Source organism: Amycolatopsis sp. NPDC000009, from assembly GCF_055563465.1.
This window is the reverse complement of record NZ_JBVHDI010000006.1, coordinates 243,806-257,590: the sequence shown is the minus strand read 5'-3', so window position 1 is coordinate 257,590 and position 13,785 is coordinate 243,806. Positions and strand designations below refer to the sequence as shown.

Annotated in this window: 16 protein-coding genes and 1 pseudogene; 5 read left to right on the top strand and 12 right to left on the bottom strand. The window is 68.7% G+C overall.

Annotation, left to right across the window (positions count from 1 at the left end):
- Positions 1-6: 6 nt before the first annotated feature.
- From ACZ3HL_RS19255 to ACZ3HL_RS19245, 3 genes are all read right to left on the bottom strand, one after another.
- On the bottom strand, positions 7-1,005 hold the full coding sequence (locus ACZ3HL_RS19255) for an NADP-dependent oxidoreductase (protein WP_465532598.1): 999 nt from the start codon (positions 1,003-1,005) through the stop codon (positions 7-9).
- A gap of 99 nt (positions 1,006-1,104) precedes the next feature.
- On the bottom strand, positions 1,105-1,539 hold the full coding sequence (locus tag ACZ3HL_RS19250; protein ID WP_465415718.1) for an SRPBCC family protein: 435 nt from the start codon (positions 1,537-1,539) through the stop codon (positions 1,105-1,107).
- Positions 1,540-1,826: 287 nt separating this feature from the next.
- Positions 1,827-2,747 carry an ABC transporter substrate-binding protein gene (locus ACZ3HL_RS19245; RefSeq protein WP_465415720.1) on the bottom strand — a complete coding sequence of 307 codons (921 nt, stop codon included), beginning with the start codon at positions 2,745-2,747 and terminating at the stop codon, positions 1,827-1,829.
- 149 nt (positions 2,748-2,896) lie between these two features.
- Here ACZ3HL_RS19245 and ACZ3HL_RS19240 point away from each other — a divergent pair, with 149 nt between their 5' ends.
- Together ACZ3HL_RS19240 and ACZ3HL_RS19235 are read left to right on the top strand one after the other, a co-directional pair.
- Entirely contained in the window at positions 2,897-3,583 is a 687-nt protein-coding gene (locus ACZ3HL_RS19240) for an ABC transporter permease (RefSeq protein WP_465415913.1), read from the top strand.
- Entirely contained in the window at positions 3,580-4,296 is a 717-nt protein-coding gene (locus ACZ3HL_RS19235; protein WP_465532596.1) for an ABC transporter permease, read from the top strand. The genes ACZ3HL_RS19240 and ACZ3HL_RS19235 overlap by 4 nt, the downstream gene beginning before the upstream one ends.
- A 2-nt stretch (positions 4,297-4,298) precedes the next feature.
- On the opposite strand, the pseudogene ACZ3HL_RS19230 reads toward ACZ3HL_RS19235, so the two are convergent.
- From ACZ3HL_RS19230 to ACZ3HL_RS19210, 5 genes and pseudogenes are all read right to left on the bottom strand, one after another.
- A pseudogene (locus ACZ3HL_RS19230) lies at positions 4,299-5,726 on the bottom strand (aromatic amino acid lyase); the annotation flags it as partial.
- The gene (locus ACZ3HL_RS19225; protein ID WP_465532594.1) at positions 5,723-6,277 is read right to left on the bottom strand and encodes a YbaK/EbsC family protein; all 555 of its coding nucleotides are present in this window, start codon (positions 6,275-6,277) and stop codon (positions 5,723-5,725) included. The gene ACZ3HL_RS19225 and the pseudogene ACZ3HL_RS19230, both read right to left, overlap by 4 nt.
- Positions 6,278-6,290: 13 nt before the next feature.
- On the bottom strand, positions 6,291-6,584 hold the full coding sequence (locus ACZ3HL_RS19220; protein WP_034310520.1) for a DUF2516 family protein: 294 nt from the start codon (positions 6,582-6,584) through the stop codon (positions 6,291-6,293).
- Positions 6,585-6,668: 84 nt separating this feature from the next.
- Positions 6,669-7,343 (bottom strand): hypothetical protein, encoded by a 675-nt coding sequence (locus ACZ3HL_RS19215; RefSeq protein ID WP_465415727.1) that lies wholly within the window; start codon positions 7,341-7,343, stop codon positions 6,669-6,671.
- A complete protein-coding gene (locus ACZ3HL_RS19210; RefSeq protein WP_465415915.1) occupies positions 7,340-7,747 on the bottom strand; it encodes a helix-turn-helix domain-containing protein in 408 nt (135 codons plus the stop codon). Before ACZ3HL_RS19210 ends, ACZ3HL_RS19215 begins: the two co-directional genes overlap by 4 nt.
- 151 nt (positions 7,748-7,898) lie before the next feature.
- On the opposite strand from ACZ3HL_RS19210, the gene ACZ3HL_RS19205 reads away from it, so the two are divergent.
- Entirely contained in the window at positions 7,899-9,029 is a 1,131-nt protein-coding gene (locus ACZ3HL_RS19205; protein WP_465532592.1) for a methyltransferase domain-containing protein, read from the top strand.
- On the opposite strand, the gene ACZ3HL_RS19200 is transcribed toward ACZ3HL_RS19205, so the two are convergent.
- Genes ACZ3HL_RS19200 through ACZ3HL_RS19190 form a run of 3 tightly spaced genes read right to left on the bottom strand, consistent with a single transcriptional unit; the run spans position 8,994 to position 10,432 of the window.
- The gene (locus tag ACZ3HL_RS19200; protein WP_465532590.1) at positions 8,994-9,650 is read right to left on the bottom strand and encodes a P-loop nucleotide/nucleoside kinase family protein; all 657 of its coding nucleotides are present in this window, start codon (positions 9,648-9,650) and stop codon (positions 8,994-8,996) included. The genes ACZ3HL_RS19205 and ACZ3HL_RS19200 overlap by 36 nt on opposite strands.
- Before the next feature lie 2 nt (positions 9,651-9,652).
- A complete protein-coding gene (locus tag ACZ3HL_RS19195; RefSeq protein ID WP_465415733.1) occupies positions 9,653-10,030 on the bottom strand; it encodes a TFIIB-type zinc ribbon-containing protein in 378 nt (125 codons plus the stop codon).
- A gap of 33 nt (positions 10,031-10,063) precedes the next feature.
- Entirely contained in the window at positions 10,064-10,432 is a 369-nt protein-coding gene (locus ACZ3HL_RS19190) for a VOC family protein (protein WP_465532588.1), read from the bottom strand.
- Between the two features lie 93 nt (positions 10,433-10,525).
- On the opposite strand from ACZ3HL_RS19190, the gene ACZ3HL_RS19185 reads away from it, so the two are divergent.
- On the top strand, positions 10,526-10,993 hold the full coding sequence (locus ACZ3HL_RS19185; protein WP_465415737.1) for a CGNR zinc finger domain-containing protein: 468 nt from the start codon (positions 10,526-10,528) through the stop codon (positions 10,991-10,993).
- A 277-nt stretch (positions 10,994-11,270) separates the two neighbouring features.
- Here ACZ3HL_RS19185 and ACZ3HL_RS19180 read toward each other — a convergent pair whose 3' ends face one another.
- Positions 11,271-12,569, bottom strand: coding sequence for a DUF445 domain-containing protein (locus ACZ3HL_RS19180; protein WP_465415739.1), 1,299 nt, complete (start codon positions 12,567-12,569; stop codon positions 11,271-11,273).
- Between the two features lie 29 nt (positions 12,570-12,598).
- On the opposite strand from ACZ3HL_RS19180, the gene ACZ3HL_RS19175 reads away from it, so the two are divergent.
- Positions 12,599-13,762 (top strand): pyridoxal phosphate-dependent aminotransferase, encoded by a 1,164-nt coding sequence (locus ACZ3HL_RS19175; RefSeq protein WP_465532586.1) that lies wholly within the window; start codon positions 12,599-12,601, stop codon positions 13,760-13,762.
- Positions 13,763-13,785: the final 23 nt, after the last annotated feature.

The window sequence follows — 13,785 nt, the reverse complement described above, 5'->3', positions numbered from 1 at the left end:
GCCGGGTCAGACGCGGACCAGCATCTTGCCGGTGTTCGCCCCGCCCAGCAGGTCAAGGAAGGCCTGCGGCGCGTTGCGGATACCGTCCACAATGGTCTCCGAGTACTTGAGCTCGCCGGAGGCGACCAGCGGCGCGACCTCCTTGACGAACTGCGGCTGCAGCGCGTAGTGGTCGCCGACCAGCATGCCGCGCATGGTGAACCGCTTCGCGATGATCGACGCGAGGTTGCGCGGCGCCGCGGCCGGTTCGGTGTTGTTGTAGACCGAGATCATCCCGCAGATCGCCATCCGGCCGTGCAGGTTGATCAAGTCGATCGCGGCTTCGAGGTGCTCGCCGCCGACGTTGTCGAAGTACACGTCGATACCCTCGGGCGCCGCCGCGCGCAGCTGCTCGGCGACCGGGGCGTCCTTGTAGTTGAACGCCGCGTCGAAGCCCAGTTCGTCGGTCAGCCACTTGACCTTTTCGTCGGTGCCCGCGCTGCCGATGACCCGCTTCGCGCCCTTCAGCTTCGCGAGCTGGCCGACGACGGACCCGACGGCGCCCGCCGCGCCGGACACGAAGACGGTGTCACCCTCCTTGAACTCCGCGACGTCGAGCAGTCCGGCGTACGCGGTGAGCCCGGTCATCCCGAGGACACCGAGGTACGCGGTGACCGGCGCGGCTTCGGGGTCGACCTTCACCGCGTGCTTCGCGGCGACGACGGCGTGCGAACGCCAGCCGAGGCCGTGCAACACGATGTCGCCGGGCTTGAAATCGTCCACGGTGGACTCGAGCACTTCACCGACGGCGCCGCCGTGCATGACCTTGCCGACCTCGTACGGTTCGGCGTAGGACTTCGCGCTGCTCATCCGGCCGCGCATGTACGGGTCCACACTCAGCACCTGGTTGCGGACCAGGATCTGCCCCTCGCCCGGTACCGGGATCTCGACGTCGGCGATCTCGAAGTTCTCGAGCGTGGGGACGCCGTGCGGACGGGAGGCGAGCCGGATCTCGGTTGCGTTCACGAGGTAACTCCAAGTCTGTCGCTCAAGCGGGGCGGTCGCCCCGTATTCACGTCGGGTACAACGAGCGAACCGGGGCGACCATTCCGGTTGTGGCGAGCGCTACACGACCTCGGCGAGTTTGCCGAGCACTCCCTCGTAGATCCGCTTGAGGCCGCCGGGCGCGAAGGTCTTCTCGAAGAAGCCGCCGATACCGCCCGCGCCGTCCCAGGTGGTCTCGATACGGACGAGGCTGCCCTCCGGCACCTCGCGGACGGTCCAGGTGGTGACCATGCTGGAGTTCGCGTCGGTCTCGACGAGGGTGCCTTCGGACGGCTCGGTCACCGTCGCGGCGACGTCACGCACCCGCTTCGACGTGGCTTGCAGCTTCCAGCGCGCCTTCGTGCCCGCGCCGACCCCGCCTTCGGTGACCTCGTAGTCGCGGTAGTGCTCGGTCAGCAGCTTCGGCCGGGTTTCGGCGTAGTCCGCCACGAGCGACCTGACCTTGTCCGCCGGCGCCTCGATGGTGCGCTCCGCGATGGCCGTGACCTTTCCCATCCCACTCCCTTTCACCCGTGTTGCGAGACAGCGTCCACGATTCCACCGGTGCTCGCAGGGGGAGCGGGCGGCCCCTCGCGCGAGTACGGCAGCGAAGGCGGTCCAGAGCGGGACACCGTGTTGCGAAAGCCACTTTCGCAACCTTCAACGTTGCGAAAGTGGCTTTCGCAACCTTGGGGCCGCCACCCGGGAGCCACCCTGCGCTGAAGTCGCCCCCGACGCAAGGAAGGGGCCTTTCATCGCAAAATTTGCCATGAAAGGCCCCTTCATCTCATTTGCGAAGAGCCTCAGATGAGGGACTTCTCCTTCAGCCAGTCCTTCGCGACGTCCGACGGCTTCTCGCCGTCCGAGTCGACGCGTTTGTTCAGCTCACGCAGCTGCACGGTGTCGAGGGCCTTGCTCACGGCGTTGACGGCGGCCGCGAAGTCGGCGCCGCGTTCGTCGAGGACCTTCTTGTTCACCGCGGGCACGACGTTCTCGGTCGGCACGATGCCGAGGTCGTCCTCCAGCGCCACGAACTGCGGGTCGCCGACGAGCGGGCTCACCGAGTCGACCGGGATGACGGTGACCTTGCCGGACCGCAGCTGCTCGACGCGCGGGCCCGCCTCCTGCACGGTCTGGAACGTGGCCTTCAACTTGTAGACCTCCGTGAAGCCCTTGAAGCAGGGAAGCCGCTCCGCGCACTCCGGCCCGCCCGCGACGATGACGTTGTCGACCTTGGACAGGTCGCTGATCTTCGCGAGGCCCTTCTCCTTGGCCAGGTCGGCCTTCACGATGTAGGTGTTCTTGTTCTCCGCCGGCGAGTAGTCCAGCAGACCGATGCCGTCGGGCTCGAACAACTTCTTGAGCTGCTCGTGTTCGGCCTGCGCGTCCTTCGCGGCTTCCTTGCCGTACCCGGTGCTGATGGCCGCGCCCTGGTATTCCGGGATGAACTGGAGTTCACCGGATTTCAGCGCCGGGTAGGTCAGCTCGCGGGTAGCGAGGTTCAGCTTGCGGGTGATCGGATAACCCTTGGCCTCCAACGCGTTCGCGTACAGCTCGGCGAGGATCACGCTGTCGGTGAAGTTGAAGGAGGCGACCACGATCGGTGCCCCGCCCTTGCTCTGCGCGGCCGGGGCCGCCGTGTCTTCGCCGCCCCCACAGGCGGTCAAACCGAGGACGGCGGCGGCGAGCACCGCGCCCACTCGAACATTCCGTGTCCAGCGCACGTGCACACTCCTATGACTCGTTCAGAGGAATGCACCGTATCCCCGGGTCACGACAGAATCCACATTTTGAGAGTTGCGCCCCCTCTGCTCCCAGACAGCGGAATCCGGCCGCCCGATCGGGGTAAGGTCGGCCAGTGCGAGCATCCTCCGTGTTCCCCGTTCCCGCCCAGGGCGGACGGCCGCTCTTCGAGTGGCGGTGGGTGGACCGCCACCTCGACGAGATCTTCGAGCGGCTCGGCGAGCACATCACGCTGACCGCGGCGGCACTCGCCATCGGGCTGGTGGTGTCGATCGGTGTTTCCGCGGTTTCGCTGCGTCGCAAGTGGTTCTACGTCATCGCGCTGGGCACGGCGGGTTCGTTGTACGTCATCCCGAGCCTCGGCGCCTTCGCCGTGCTGGTGCCCTTCACCGGGCTGACGTCCTTCGCCACCGCGGTGATTCCCTTGGCCACGTACACGTTGCTGATCCTCATCCGCAACATCGTCACCGGCGTCGAACAAGTGCCGAAGGAAGTCCGCGAAGCCGCGATAGGCATGGGTTTCACGCGTTCGCGGTTGCTGTGGCAGGTCGAACTCCCGCTCGCGCTGCCGGTGGTGATCGCGGGCCTGCGAGTCGCGGCGGTGACCACCATCGGGCTCGTGACGGTGACCTCCATGCTCGGCAAGGGCGGTCTCGGGTACTTCATCCGCAACGGGATCCAGACCGCGACGCCGAATCCGACGTCGATCATCGTCGGCGTCGGGCTTTCCGTGGTGCTGGCCGTGGTGGTGGATCTGCTGCTGTGGCTCGGTGGGCGCGCGCTGGCGCCGTGGTCGCGGAAGGCGGCGTCGCGATGAGCATCATCGACCAGACCATCGAGTGGTTCGGCGAACCGAATCGCTGGAGCTGGACGGATCCGGCGGGCGTGCCGTACCGGACCGTCGAGCATCTCCAGTTCTCCTTGCTGGCATTGGCGATCTCCGCCGTGCTGACGATTCCGCCCGCGTTGTGGCTGGCGCACTATCGCCGCGCGCAGTTCCTCGCCACGAGCGCGGTGAACATCGGCCGCGCAGTCCCCAGCTTCGGGCTCGTGATCCTGTTCTGGTTCCTGGCTTCCCGGCTCGAAGCCGACACGACCTTCTGGCCGTTGATGCTCGCGCTGGTGGCCTTGGCGCTGCCGCCGTTGTTCACGAACACCTACGCGGGTGTCATCCAGCTGGAGCAGGAAACCGTCGACGCCGCGCGCGGGACCGGCTACCGCGAGTGGCAGATCATGCTGCGTCTGGAGTTGCCGCTCGCGTCGCCGGTCATCCTGGCGGGCGCTCGCGTCGCGTTCCTGCAACTGGTGGCGACGGTAGCGATCGGCGCGATCGTCAACGACGGCGGCGGGCTCGGACGGTACATTGTGGACGGTTTCGCCCTCGGCGATCCCGGCCACGGCGAGATCCTGGCGGGCGGGATCGCGGTCGTCGTACTGGCTTTGGTGTGTGAAGGCGTTTTCGCGCTCGTCACGCGTTGGGTGACCCCGCGCGGGCTGGCGATCCAATCCCGCGCGGATGCCCGTACCTAGTCCAAGGTCGTCAGGTCGTTGAAGTACGAATCCCGCAGCACGGCGATCAACGCGGTCACCTCGGGCCCCAGCGGCCGGTACGCGGTGACCGGTGGAACCAGCCCACGCAGCCACTCGTAAGCGGCACGAAGCCGGGGCGAGCCGTCACCGGCCGCCAGCCACCGCGCCTGCGAACCCGTGATCAGTTCGCAGGCGGTGATGGCGAACATCCGCGCACAGGCGTCACGGAGCTGATTCCCCGCCGCCCAGGCGAACGCCTGCACGTCCTCCTGTCCACCGGAAGTGTCGACGGAACCCAACGTCGCGGGCGTGGCCAGCCGCCGCAGCGCGTGCAGCTCCCCCACCGCGCGTTTGTGCAACGGCACCAGCCCCGCCTGCGGCCCCGGCTCCACCGCGAGCTGCGCGGGCAGGCCGCTGAACCGTTCGTCGAGCAACCGGTGCGTCCGCTGCACGCTCACTTCGCCGAGATGCACCAGCGCCGCCGTCACCGCGTCCATCCGCAGCCCGAGTTCGACGGCGTGAAATCCCGTCGTGGACACGAATTCGCCATCGAGGAAGGCGGGCGAGTCCGTCGGCGACGAACGCCGCAGGACCTCGCCCAGCTCACCGTTCACCCGCGTCAGATGGGCGATCGCCCGCGGCGCGACACGCACCGAAACCGGCGCCTGGACGACTCCCAGGCGCTCCGTGGCACCGTCGAGCAGGCCGCCGATCTCGTACAGGACCGAACGCAGCACCTGATCGTCTCCCGCCAACGCGGGACGATAGACCGCTTGCGGCGCACCGAGAACGTCGATCGCGACCGCGGCGGCCAGCGTCTGGAGGTCCGCCACCTGCTGGACTTCGGTCCGCGCGAACGCGGCGAGCGTCTCCGCCAGTGGCGAGCCCTGGATGAGGGTCGCGGCCTCCTTGAGGCCTGGCTCGTACGGCTCCGCGAGCACCTCCGCCGCAGGCGTTTCGACGCCGTCCACCAGCACGGTCCCGACGCCAAGGAAGGTCTGGAAGGCGTGCGCCAGCGGGATGATCTCGCCGGCGCTGCCCAGCCCCGTCCGCGGTACGGCGGGGGTGAACCCTTCGTTCAGCCGGTCGACGAGGAACGTCACCAGCTCCGGACTGGCGCCCGCCTCGGGTGCGAGCAGATCCCGCAGGCGCACCAGCAGCAGCCAGCGCACTTCCTCGGCCGAGAGCCAGGGCGGACCGCCGACGGCACGGCCGATCAGCAGGTTCCGCTGGTGGGCGCTCGACGCGGGCGCGGCGACCCCCGCGAGCCGCCCCATCCCGGTGTTCACGCCGTAGACGGGGCGCTCGGTCAGCGCGGCCAGGACGCGGGCGCGGTTCTCGCCGAGCCTCGCCAGCAGCGCGGGATCGATTTCCAGGAAGCCCGCCTCGAAGGCCGAGGCCGGCGAAAAGTCCTTAGTGGACAGTCTCACTCGACGGGACGGGCGAGACCGTCGATCACCTCGGCACCCGGCAAGGACGCGAGGATCGGACCCGAGATCAGCAGCTTGCCGCCGCGGACACCGCTGCCGACGACCAGTTCGGGTTCGTCGGCGACGCGCTGGTCGATCAGGATCGGCCACTCCGCGGGCAGGCCGACCGGCGTGATGCCGCCGTACTCCATTCCGGTGAGCGAGACGGCCTCGTCCATGGGGGCGAAGGACGCCTTGCGCACGTCGAGACGGCGTTTGATCACGCCGTTCACGTCGGCTCGGGTGGTGGCGAGGATCATCGCGGCGGCGAAGCGGACCTCACCGGCGCGTTTGCCGGCGACGACGACGCAGTTCGCGGACGCGGAAAGAGGGGAGCCGTACGCCTCGCAGAAGGCGGCGGTGTCGGCCAGCTCGGCGTCGATCTCGACGACGCCGACGGCGTCCGGATCGGGCAGGGCGGCGAGCGCCTTGGCGACGGGCTCGGCGAGCAGGTCCGTGCGGGAGAGGGCGGGGACGACGGTGAGGCTTCCGGCGATGGTCCAGTTGGTCACAGCGCCACGATAGTCACCAGTTGCGGCCGCCGCGTTGCACCTCGATGAGCTTGGGGCGGACGTCCACGAGGTAGACCAGGACCGCGACCAGCGCGGGCAGCCACAGGATCATGCCGCCGCCGTAGAACTGGAAGAAGGTCAGCACCACGGTGGATCCACCGGTGATGAGCATCCAGATGGGCTTGGTTTTCCGATCGGCGGCCGAATACGCGTCCGCACGCTGCAACAGCGCATGCACGAAAGCGAACAGCCCCGTCAGCGCGCCGCCCCAATGGATGGCGATGAGGATCCAGGTGGCAACGAACACGAGCTCAGCTTACGTCAAACCGGGCGAATGACCCGGGCCCCCGGCACCGAAGGCGGTGCCGGGGGCCCGGAGTTCACGCGGACCTTACTTCTCGGTGGTCTTCGGCGCGGTGGCCGGCTTCTTGGCGGCCGGGCTGGTGGTGGTGCGGCGGGTGGTGGCCGTGGTCTTCGGCGCGGTCTTGTTGGCGACCTTGCGCGAAGCCGAGCGGGTCTCGTGCGCGAGGTCGTCGCCGATCTCCTCGACCTCGTCGGCGATCTCGCCGGCGACCTCGGTCACCTTGCGGGCGGTCTTCTCGCCGGCGGAGCGGGTGCCCTTGGTGACCTTGCCGAGCACGGTGTCGATGCGCTCGCGGGCGTCGGTGGTCGCACCCTCGACGCGGTCCTGCGCGGTGCTGATCGCGTCCTCGAGCTGCTCGATGGCCTTCTTGACCTGCGGCTGCGCGGCGATCTTGTCCCACGCCTGCTCACCGGACTCGGCCAGCTTGTTGTACAGCTTCAGCGCGGCTTCGGTGTACTCGTCGATGACCTTGCGCAGCTCGGCCGGGTCCAGCTTCTCGCGGAGACCCTCGACGTCGTGCGGGAGCTCCTCGATGTTCTTGCGGGCGCTCTCGCTGCCCTCGACGACCTTCTCCTTGGCCTTGGCCACGGCGTCGACGACGGCCTGGCCCGCCAGGTTGCCGGCGCCCAGCGCGGCCAGCAGCGGCGTGCGGACCTGGTCGAGAGCGGTGTGCTTGCGGTCGTTCTTCGTGGCGGTGGTCATGCTGACTCCTTGGATTCGGCGGCTTGTTCTGGGGTTGACGCCACCGGCTCTGGCTTCGCGGCGGCGTTCTCTCGGCGGAACGATTCGTAGACGTCGAGCAGGACCTGCTTCTGCCGTTCGGTCAGCTCGGTGTCGGCGCGGATCGCGTCGCCGACCGGGCCGCCCGTCGGCAGATCGAGGATTCCCGCTTGCACGTAGAGCGCCTCGGCCGAGATACGCAGGCCCTTGGCGATCTGCTGCAGGATCTCCGCGCTGGGCTTGCGGACCCCGCGCTCGATCTGGCTCAGGTACGGATTGGACACGCCGGCGAGTTTCGACAGCTGCCGCAAGGAGATCTTCGCGTTGCTGCGCTGCTGGCGGATGTACTCGCCGATGTCGGAAGCGATGTCCGCGACCTTCTCCATCGGCCCACCCGATGCGGGCTGATCCCGGTCGTTGTCTGACATCGGTCACCTCCTCGCGACGTCTTCAACGCTACGCGCGGGTGCTAGCAATTGCAAGCACTCTGCTTGCAACCATCGGGTGTGTTGGTGCTCACCCCGCTACCGTGGAGGGATGTCGAACGCGACGCGGCTGCGGCGGCGCCTCGTCGAGCATCTGCTCGCCGAGGGCGTGCTGCACGACGCGCACTGGATGACCGCGTTCCGCTCCGTGCCGAGACACGTCTTCCTGCCGCGGTTCTTCGTCCCGGCGGCGAACGGCTGGGCCGCGGTCGACAGCGGCGACGACGAGTGGCTCCGGCGCGTGTACTCCCCCGATGTGCTGGTCGTCCAGCTCGACGACGACTCCGGGCTCTGGGAGCGGGCGCGCTATCTCGGCGCCCAGCCGGGAACGCCCACGAGTTCGTCCAGCCAGCCGACGATCATGGCGATCATGCTCGAAGAGCTCCGGGTCGCCGACGGGCATCGCGTACTCGAAATCGGCACGGGCACCGGCTACAACACCGCCCTGCTGTGCCACCGGCTCGGCTCCGGGCTCGTGTACACAGTGGACATCGATCCGGAGCTGGTCGACGCCGCGCGCGAACGGCTCGCGACGATCGGGTACGCGCCCTCGTGCGTGGCGGCCGACGGCGCCGATGGCTTCCCGGCGGGCGTGCTCTACGACCGGGTCCTGTGCACCTGTTCGGTTTCGTCGATCCCGCCCGCGTGGCTGGAGCAGACGATGCCGGGCGGGCTGATCGTCACCACGCTGAACCGGCCCATCGGCGGCGGGCTCGTCCGGATCGTCGCGGGAGAAGGCGCGACGGGGCACGGGCGGGTGCTCGCCCGCGACGGCCGCTTCATGCCGCTGCGCGCACACCGCTTCAAGCCGTCGAAGGCGCTCGAAGGCGACGTCTCCTGGCGGCCGACCCGGCTGCCGATGGGGGTGCTCACCGAAGTCCGCAGCCGCTTCGAGTTCTTCGGCGGGCTCCACCTTCCGGGCGTGACGGCCGCGCGGGCGGGCCAGAGCACCACGCTGATCCATCCGGACGGCTCATGGATGCGGCATCGGCAGCGGGGCAGCGAGTTCGAAGTGGCCGAAGGAGGCCCGCGGCGGCTGTGGGAGATCGTCGAAGCGGCGCACGAGGATTGGCTCGGCCTCGGCGAGCCGGGGCGGGACCGGTTCGGGCTCAGCCTCGACGGCGAAGACCAGGTGATCTGGCTGGATTCACCCGACGGCCGTACTTGGCCGTTGCGTCCCTGAAAGCAGGCCCCGCACCCACTTCTCGACGTGGTCGACAGCGTCGTCCACCGGGATGTGGGTGGTGTCGAACAGCTCGACCGGTGGATCCATCGAGGGCGCTTCCGCTTGCAGCCACTCGTTGAACTCCAGCATCTCCTCGACCCGCTCCTCGTCCCACTCGCGCCAGGCGGGCCGCGCGAGCAAACGCTTGCGCAGCGCTTCGGGCTCACTGACGAGCGCGAGGTAGTGGATGCCGGAGAAGAAGACGCGCTCGGGCAACCGCTCGAACTCGGGCGGCGCGACGGTGCCGCAGAGCACGACCGGCCGCCCGTTCTGGTGCAGCATCGCCGCCATCCGCAGCCAGGTCGAGCGGAACGCGGGATGGCCGGGGACGTCGTCACGCAGCGCCCCGGTCCACAGCACGTCCTGCTCGACCACGAGCGCGAGGTCGCCGAGGCGTTCCGCGAGCCGCGGCCCGACCGTCGACTTTCCGGCGCCGCTCGGCCCGGTCAGCGCGAACAGCGGGAGCCGCCGGAACGGCCACTGGTGCGCGCATACCGCGCACACCAGCAGCCCGCTCTCGACTCGTGGCCGTTCGGCGCGATCACCGCAAGCCGGGCAGATCTTGAGATCGAGGACCACGGTCAGTCGAAGAGGCCCTCGAGGAAGCCGCCCTTACGACGCTTGTGCCCGTATCCGCGCGGAGAGTCCGCGTACCCGCCGCGGTACCCCTTCGGCGAATCCGCGTAACCGCCGCGGTACCCCTTCGGCGAATCCGCGTAGCCGCCGCGATGCGGCCGCGGGGAGTCCGGTCGTCCGTAGTGCGGAGCCGGCGCGTGTCCACCTCCCTGGTACGGCGGGGGCGGCTGATGCCCACCGCCGTAGTACGAGTTCTCGGCACCGGCGATGGCTTCCAGCTCACCCCGGTCCAGGAAGATGCCGCGGCACCCCTGGCACTGGTCGATGTGGATGCCGTTCTTGTCGACGGTCTTCATGACGTTCTGGCACTTCGGACAAATCACGTATCAGAGATTACGCATTTTTCCCGTCCGAGGTCAGCAGGCGCACAGACAAAACGGGTGCCCGGCCGGATCCGCGTACACCCGGAAGGTCTCCGGCGAGTCGTCGAGCAGCTTCGCGCCGATGGTCAGCGCGCGTTCGTGGGCGGCCTCCAGGTCGGTGACGTCGAGGTCGACGTGGGCCTGCTGCGGGTTCTCGGCGGACGGCCACGCGGGCGGCCGGTGGTCCAGCACGCGCTGGAACGAGAACCGCGCGCCGCCCTCCGGGTTCCGCAGGGTCACCCAATGGCCGTCTTCGGCGACTTCGGCCGCCTTCCAGTCGAGCAGCTCGCGGTAGAACTCCGCCAGCGCGACCGGGTCCGGGCAGTCGAGGGCCACCGCGCCGAAGGTCGGTACCGCACCCATGGTTCAGCCTCCAGAATGATCGAGTAACCAGTGACAGCAGTATGGGGGTTATCGGAGCCGATGACAACCGGTCTCGCCCGTACACTGGGCGAGGTGAACACCGACGCGTCCCTGGTGGTCGAGTTTCTGAACACGGTGAACGTCGAACGCGGCACCGACCTCCTGGACGATCTGGAGTCCTGGCAGCACTGGGCCCGGGATCATCGGCTTCGCGCGGATACCCCCGCGGCCGCGCGCGAAACCCGGGACGCGCTGCGCGCCGCGATCGGCGACCCTCGGCTGCGGCGGCCCGGCCTGCGCGCGCCGGCGGAGATCGTCCTCGGCCCGGAAGGCCCGCTGCTGGTCTCGGAAACGGTCTGCGAGGCGGTGATGGCGGCTTCGACGCGGCTGACCGTGCTCGGCGAATGGATCCGGCTCAAGATCTGCCCGGCGGACGACTGCCTGTGGGCGTTCTACGACGAATCGCGGAACCGGTCGAGGACGTGGTGCTCGATGCGGGCCTGCGGGAACCGGGAGAAGGCCCGGGCCTGGCGGGCACGGACGGCGGACATCTCGACCTGAGCCCACGGCGACGTTGCGAAAGCCACTTTCGCAACCTTCAACGTTGCGAAAGTGGCTTTCGCAACCCCCGGCGCCGCCCCACCCGGAGAACCCGAGGCACCCGAACGACCACAACTTCTGGTGTCACCCACCCCCGAGTTACCCCCAGGGGTTGTGCACACCGTTAGGCCAAAAACGTGAAAAGCTGTGGATAACCCTGGGGATGACTCCACTTCCTGTGGACAACTCCCGGCGGGACCTCCGGAGTGTGGTATAGGGCGCGACCGCTCGAAAGACATCAGAAGAGCAGCTGCGCGACCGTGTAGATGACCAGCCCGGCGAGCGCGCCGACCACCGTGCCGTTGATCCGGATGAACTGGAGATCCCGGCCGACCTGGAGCTCGATCTTGCGCGAGGTCTCCTCGGCGTCCCAGCGCTCCACGGTCTCGGTGATGATCGTGGTGATCTCCTTGGAGTAGTGCGTGACCACGTAGGCCGCCGCGCCCTCCACCCAGGTGTCCACTTTGGACCGGATGTGGTCGTCGGAGACCAGGCGTTCCCCGAGAGCCTCGAGGCCGGTGCGCACGCGGCGCCGCAACTCGCTCGACGGGTCCTCGGCGGCGTTGAGCAGCATCTCCTTCGCCGTCGCCCACGCCGAGCCGATCAGCTTCTGCACCTCGTCGTGCCCCAGCATCTGGGATTTGACCTGCTCGGCGCGCGCCATCACCTCGGGGTCGGTCTGGAGGTCCTGGGCGAACTCGCCGAGGAACTTGTCCAGCGCCAGCCGCATGGGGTGATTGACGTCGGTCTTCACCGCCCAGACGAACGACAGCACCTCGCCGTAGACCTTGTCCGCGAGCATCTCGTCGACGAATTTCGGCGACCAGCTCGGCGCCCGGTCCGAGACCACGCGCAGCATCGTCGTGTGGTTGTCCCGCACCCATTCGTAGGCGCGGTCGCACATCAGGTCCACCAGCTTGTGGTGCGCGCCGTCGGCGAACACGCCTTCGAGGATCTTGCCGAGCGGCGGACCCCACGGCTTGTCCACGATCCGCTTGACGACGGCCTGTTCCATGATCGCCTGGACGTCTTCGTCGCGGAGCACCTTGACCGCGGCCCGTACGACGGTGGCCAGTTCCGACGTCACCCGCTCGGCGTTGGCGGGCTGCGCGAGCCAGCCGCCGAGCCGCTTCGAGACCTCGACCCGGCTCAGTTTCTCGCGGATCACGCTCTCGGAAAGGAAGTTCGAGCCGACGAAGTCACCGAGGCTGCTGCCCAGCGCGTCCTTCTTGTTCGGGATGATCGCGGTGTGCGGGATCTTGATCCGCAGCGGATGCCGGAACAGCGCCGTCACCGCGAACCAGTCGGCGAGCGCGCCGACCATCCCGGCTTCGGCGGCGGCGCGGACGTAGCCGACCCAGGCCGGCCAGCCGGCGGCTTCGGCCCAGCTGGTCAGCAGGAAGATCACCGTCGCGCCGAGCAGGAACGACAGCGCGACCATCTTCATCTTGCGCAGGCCGCGGCGCTTCTCCTCTTCGGCGGCGGTTCCACCGGGCGGATCGGCTGGGGTCACCTTGGCGGGCGTCAGTTGCTCCACACCGCCATTGTCCGTGAGGATGGCTGATCGTGCGCGAACCTGTCCTCGTACCCCGCCTCCAGCCCTTCACGTCGACCATCTTCGCGGAGATGACGGCACTGGCCGTCCGCCACGAAGCGGTCAACCTCGGCCAGGGTTTTCCCGACACCGACGGGCCTGCCGGAATGCTCGAAGCCGCCAAGAACGCGCTGTTCGGGGGTGCGAACCAGTATCCGCCGGGTCCGGGGCGGCCCGAGCTGCGCGCGGCGATCGCGCGGCACCGGCTGCGGTACGGCACCGCGTACGACCCCGACACGGAGATCCTGGTCACCGCCGGTGCCACCGAGGCCATCGCGGCGTCCCTGATCGCGCTGACCCAGGCGGGCGACGAGGTGATCGTCGTCGAGCCGTACTACGACTCGTACGCGGCCGCGGTCGCCATGGCCGGCGCGGAGCGGCGTGTGGTCGGCCTGGTGGAACGCGACGGCCGGTTCGCGCTGGACATCGAGGGCCTGCGGGCCGCGGTGACCGGCCGGACCAGGGCGATCCTGATCAACTCGCCGCACAACCCGACGGGCACGGTGTTCACACGCGCCGAACTGGAAGCCCTCGCGGCGCTCTGCGTGGAGCACGACCTGATCGCGATCGCCGACGAGGTGTACGAACACCTGGTCTTCGACGACGCCGAGCATCTGCCGCTGGCGAGCTTCCCCGGTATGCGCGAGCGGACCGTCTCGATCTCCAGCGCGGGCAAGACGTTCAACTGCACCGGCTGGAAGATCGGCTGGGTCTGCGCGAGCCCCGAACTGGTCGCGGCGGTGAAGGCGGCGAAGCAGTTCATCACCTTCGTCTCGGGTGGCCCGTTCCAGCCCGCTGTCGCCCACGCGCTGGACCACGAGCTGCCGTGGGTGGAGGACCTGCGCACGAGCCTTCAGGGCAAACGGGACCGGCTCGCGGCGGGTCTCGCGGAGGCCGGGTTCGCGGTCCGGCCGACCGCCGGGACGTACTTCGTCTGCGTCGACGTCCGCCCGCTCGGCTTCGACGACGCCGCGGAACTGGCCTGGGAGCTCCCCGAACGGGTGGGGGTGGCGGCCGTGCCCGTTAAGGTGTTCACCGATCACCCGGAAGAGTGGAAACACCTCCTGCGTTTCGCGTTCTGCAAACGCAACGAGGTCATCGACGAAGCGGTCACCCGATTGCGCAAACTGCGGTGACTCGTCCGATGTTCACGGCCCTG

What these genes read in the sequence shown, in the direction of transcription:
- ACZ3HL_RS19205 (WP_465532592.1), top strand. Translation starts at nt 7,899, where the DNA reads ATGTCGAACGCGACGCGGCTGCGGCGGCGCCTCGTCGAGCATCTGCTC.
- ACZ3HL_RS19250 (WP_465415718.1), bottom strand. Translation starts at nt 1,539, where the DNA reads ATGGGAAAGGTCACGGCCATCGCGGAGCGCACCATCGAGGCGCCGGCG.
- ACZ3HL_RS19210 (WP_465415915.1), bottom strand. Translation starts at nt 7,747, where the DNA reads ATGGAGAAGGTCGCGGACATCGCTTCCGACATCGGCGAGTACATCCGC.
- ACZ3HL_RS19215 (WP_465415727.1), bottom strand. Translation starts at nt 7,343, where the DNA reads ATGACCACCGCCACGAAGAACGACCGCAAGCACACCGCTCTCGACCAG.
- ACZ3HL_RS19235 (WP_465532596.1), top strand. Translation starts at nt 3,580, where the DNA reads ATGAGCATCATCGACCAGACCATCGAGTGGTTCGGCGAACCGAATCGC.
- ACZ3HL_RS19190 (WP_465532588.1), bottom strand. Translation starts at nt 10,432, where the DNA reads ATGGGTGCGGTACCGACCTTCGGCGCGGTGGCCCTCGACTGCCCGGAC.